The 2,460-nt window shown below is 60.5% G+C and carries 3 protein-coding genes and 1 pseudogene; all 4 read right to left on the reverse strand.

The features are described from left to right. The coding region (locus AYJ54_RS03965; RefSeq protein WP_245328875.1) for an IS481 family transposase at positions 1–723 on the reverse strand (723 nt) is incomplete at both ends. A gap of 1 nt (position 724) precedes the next feature. Beyond that, a pseudogene (locus AYJ54_RS51900) lies at positions 725–949 on the reverse strand (leucine zipper domain-containing protein); the annotation flags it as partial. 85 nt (positions 950–1,034) lie between these two features. Then, complete coding sequence (locus AYJ54_RS46655) at positions 1,035–1,406, reverse strand: CPBP family intramembrane glutamic endopeptidase (protein ID WP_136623421.1); 372 nt, start codon at positions 1,404–1,406, stop codon at positions 1,035–1,037. A 536-nt stretch (positions 1,407–1,942) separates the two neighbouring features. Continuing rightward, on the reverse strand, positions 1,943–2,460 hold a 518-nt coding region (locus AYJ54_RS03975), incomplete at its 5' end, for a CPBP family intramembrane glutamic endopeptidase (protein ID WP_245328871.1).

Below are 2,460 nucleotides of genomic sequence, written 5' to 3' on the forward strand. Positions count from 1 at the left end.
GGTTGTTCCTGTTTAGAGCGAGTCTGCTGATGGGTGGCACGGAACCGATACTGCCATGAGGCCGATGCCAATTGTAGCGGTGAAGCCACCTCGGCAGCTCGTCGGCTCGTTCTTTTGAGGTGTTGTAGGCGCGGGCATAGGCCCACTCGCGCAGGCTGGTCTGGATAAAGCGTTCAGCCTTGCCGTTGGTCTTGGGCGTGTAGGGCCTGGTGCGGATGTGCTTCAGGCCGAGACGTCTGCAGGCTTTGCGGAAGGCAAAGGATTTGTAGCAAGAGCCGTTGTCGGTCATGACCCGCTCGACCTTGATGCCCAGGCTGGCGTAGTAGGCGATCGCTGCCTTGAGGAAAGACACGGCACAGCTCCTTCGCTCGCTCTTCATGACCTTGCTGAAGGCGATGCGGGAGGCATCGTCGATACAGACGTGGACGTATTCCCAGCCAGGTCCTTCACCGCGGGCACGCAGGCTGCTCTGGCCAGTTCGATCACCGGTGATGCGATGGCCTACACGGTTGAACTTGCCGAGCTTTTTGATGTCGATGTGGATCAACTCCCCGGGATGTTCGCGTTCATAGCGCCGCACCAGCTCGGCTGGCTCCAGGTCGCGCAACCGGTTCAATCCCAACCGTTGCAGGATGCGGCTGACGGTCGCCGGAGAGATCCCGACCTCGGCCGCAATCTGCTGGCCGGTGTGGCGCTGCCGGCGCAACACCTCGACCGCAGCGCNTGTGGCAGGCAGGGTTTGGCTCGGCGATGAAAGGGGCCGTGAGGAGCGATCACGCAACCCGTCCACGCCTTCCTCGCGGAAGCGCTTGACCCATTTGGCAACCGTTTTCGCTGTCACGTTGAACTGGAGCGCGGCTGCGGCCTTCGTAAGGCCACCTTCGACCACACTCCGCACCATGGCCTCTCGACCTTTCGGCGTCAGAGGCGCATTCTTATGGGTGTCCATTCGGTTCTCCCCTCGGAATCTGAAGCTTCAGCAACCTCAGCTTCCTCGGTCAGGGCCGAATGGACAACCTCCTGAAAGCTCACAGCTAGACGTAGCGGCCCAATGTAAAAAGGATAACCGTATTGTAAGCCGAATGAGCCACCACCGTGATCCATGCGGAATTGGTGGTCCACCGCAGGTGGCCAAGAACAAGCCCGAAAACGAAAATAAGCAGGCGCCCGAACCAATCGTACTGGGTATGATTCATCGCCCATACTGCCGATGTAAGGACAATGGCTCCGATCGGCCCGAGAGAAGATTGCGACCAGCCGCGGAACAAGAAGCCGCGAACAACAAACTCTTCGACGAGAGGTCCAGCAATACAGCCTCCAATGAGCCATGCGAGCAATCCCGCGGCCCCTCCCACCACGAGCGTGGGACCGGGCTGATATCCTCCCGCACCCATCTTCGACAGCACGAATCCTCGATCGACAAAACGATCGTCATGATGGCCAGGGCGCGCACTATCTCGCCCCCGGTTGGCCAATTCAGAGCGAGATACTCGCCAAATTCTCTGCCAGCCATGCGGATCGCAATCCAGAGTACCGCGATGGCAGGCGGCGTTCCCGAGATGAGGGCGACTCCATACCAACGCCCCTGTGACGCCAACGCCTGAAGTTCGCCTGGAGCCAATATTTTCGGTCCGACATTGACGGCCAGGATGATGCTCACCAGGACTCCGCCTGTCAGCACAAAAGCGCCGTCTGCAATCAAAGCTATCAGCGTTGTCTCCCAAAAGTCCCAAGTCCGACGCGCCGACGGCGAGACTGGGACGGGATCGCTCACGTTTTTGAGATCCGTCATGAAGGATTTTCGCAGCAACTTCTTAGGGACGCAAAATACTCACTCTACCCAGAGTATCGAACCATCTTGCTGACCGTCAATGACGAATGGCGCTGGTGGCGGCGGGGTGCCTACCGTATCGTCATAGAGCTTGAAGTGGCGAGCGCCCGCCTAGCTCCCCAGCCACATCGTCAGCACCACCGCGGTCAGGTTGTTCAGCGCATGCAGGACGATCGTGAGCCAGAGCGAATTGGCGCGATAGCGCATGTAGCCGAACCAGACGCCGATGGTGAAGACCTCGGCGAGGAAGTACATGTCGTACTGCAGATGCACGACCGTCCAGACCAGTGACGACAGCAGGATCGCGCCGGGCACGCGCAGGAAGCTTGCCGACCAGCCCCGATAGAGGAAGCCTCGCGCGAGGACTTCCTCCGACATTGGCGCGGCGACGCTGAAGGCCAGCAGCAGCGACGCTGCGGCGCCCTTGTCGCGGCCCGATTTCAGGAGATCGGTCATGAAGCCTGGCGTCGCCTCGCGACCCAACGTCCGTGACATCGTCTCCCAGGCCAGCACGAGAAGCACGAGACCGACGGCGCCGAACAGGAGTTGCTTCCAGGACGGCCAGCGCAGGGCGAGATAGTCGGCGAAGGATGCGCCCTTCAGACGGACGGCGAGCCATACCACCGCCA

The sequence above is a fragment of the Bradyrhizobium centrolobii genome (genome assembly GCF_001641635.1).
GTDB classification, from domain to species: domain Bacteria; phylum Pseudomonadota; class Alphaproteobacteria; order Rhizobiales; family Xanthobacteraceae; genus Bradyrhizobium; species Bradyrhizobium centrolobii.